2 protein-coding genes are annotated in these 1,879 nt (G+C 59.1%); both read left to right on the top strand.

Annotation, left to right across the window (positions count from 1 at the left end; translation table 11 throughout):
• A partial coding sequence (locus tag B9Z45_RS16540; RefSeq protein ID WP_146180911.1) for a transposase occupies window positions 1–271 on the top strand: 271 nt, incomplete at its 5' end.
• Between the two features lie 500 nt (window positions 272–771).
• Window positions 772–1,767, top strand: a complete 996-nt coding sequence (locus B9Z45_RS16535; protein ID WP_108408286.1) for a PriCT-2 domain-containing protein — start codon at window positions 772–774, stop codon at window positions 1,765–1,767.
• Window positions 1,768–1,879: the final 112 nt, after the last annotated feature.

The raw sequence follows: 1,879 nt of genomic DNA, 5'->3' as shown, positions 1-1,879 counted from the left end.
GAAGGCACTGATCGCATCCAAGGCACCACATGCGAACGACTTCACCAACCAGCGGGTGCGCAAGGGAGGTGAGGTTGACCCGGCCCTGCGCTCGAAGAATCGCAACAAGTCCAAGGTACGCGCCCGGGTGGAGCACGTCTTCGCAGTGGTCAAGCGGCTGTGGGGCTTCACCAAGGTGCGCTATCGCGGCCTGGCCAAGAACGCCACGCGCTCGTTCGTGGCCTTGGGTCTGGCCAACATCTACTTAGCGCGTGGACGCCGCATGGCATGAGTGCGTCTTCAGAGCGCGCAATGCGCGTGTCTGGCGTGAAAAGGCCAGAAATACGGGCCGAAATTGGGCCGCTTCGCCCATCACATCTCGCATCATGCAATCAACTAGCAACATATCGCTGAATTCGTTGGCTTGTTCAGCGTAGCCCTAATCCTCTTTCAGAGGGGAAAACCGCTCGTTTTACCTTTTCGAGGGGATGGGCTCATTTAGCAACAAACAAGCTTTTTACCACCGCCGCCATTGTCACCAAAAATCCCCGCCTTGGGAACAGCGTACTGGCGCGCATTAGAGGCCCTGACAGACCGCCCACCACTTCGCCCAATTCATTGGCTGAGCGAGTGCCCCGAAGGTATCAATTGGCGTATGAGCGCCGTCATTTTCGACCTGAAAAACGATGGCTGGGAAATCGAGAACCTGCAAACAAACCGCAAGCAAGCCATTTATGTCATGTCCCAGCGTTGCAAGCAATTATTCGTGCGAATCCGCAAAGGGGGACAACCATGAAAAACCTAGCCTATATTTTTGGCGCTGATGGCTTTTCGACACCACCAGCGAGGGCAGGCCGAGCCAAAAGCATCGTGAGCAACCGAGAGCGCGCCTTAGAGGCATTGGCCAACATCCCCGCTGATTGCCCGCATGATGAATGGGTGAAGGCGGGCATGGGGGCGCACGCTGCCGGTTTGAGCCTTGATGACTACGACCGCTGGAGCGCGATGGGCGACAACTACGATGCCGCCGCCTGCAAAGCTGCCTGGAAGTCGTTTAAGCCGGGGACCGTGACAGAGGCAACGCTGTATTACATGGCCGCTGAGCATGGGTGGACAGACCCGCACAAAGGTTTGCCAGCAAGCCAACGCCCTGCGCCAGCGCCAAAGCCACCAGCACCCCCGCCAAAGCCAAGCACCGACCCCCTGCCTGTTTGGAATCGTTTTGAGCCTGCAACAAGCGAGCACCCATACATCCAAGCCAAAGGGGCAACCGCCGTGCCGCTGGATGACCTGCGCGTGGTGCCTGCTGGTGACCCGCTGCGCATCATGGGCGAGAGCATGGCTGGGGCTTTGGTGGTGCCAGTGGTGCGCACTGATATGACAATTGCCAGCCTGCAATTCATCACCGTGGGTGAGACAGCCCAAAGCCTAAAAGCCAAAGGCAAGCCCACCAAGCTGAATCTGCCCGGTGCAAGTATTGAGGGCTGGTTTACCGTGGGTGACCTGCTGCCCGGTGGCGTGGCTTACCTGTGCGAAGGCATTGGGACCGCATGGGCCGCATGGATGGCGACAGGCCGCGCCGCTGTGGTTTGTTTTGGTGCCGGGAACATGGGCAAGGTGGCCCAAGCCCTGCGCCTACAAGACAGGGCCGCCCGTTTGGTGATTTGCCCTGACGTTGGCAAAGAGGGCCAAGCCCAAAGCATTGCCGCCGCCGTGGGGGGTGCCGTGGCCGCGATGCCTGAGGGCTGGCCTGCAAACAGCGACCTGCACGACCTAGCAGGCTGCTGAAATACTCCCATGTTTAGGTCCACGCCGAGCCCCTGAGAAACGTTAATTGTTGAGCAACTACACGGACACATGATGCGCGGCGCTGACACCTTCACCGAGAGCCTTTTCACGA

The organism is Limnohabitans sp. 2KL-17 (genome assembly GCF_003063415.1).
Taxonomy (GTDB): Bacteria; Pseudomonadota; Gammaproteobacteria; order Burkholderiales; family Burkholderiaceae_C; genus Limnohabitans_A.
This window is presented reverse-complemented; position numbering and strand designations above follow the sequence as displayed.

Coding starts and splice junctions, on each gene's coding strand:
- B9Z45_RS16535 (WP_108408286.1), top strand. CDS start 772: ATGAAAAACCTAGCCTATATTTTTGGCGCTGATGGCTTTTCGACACCA.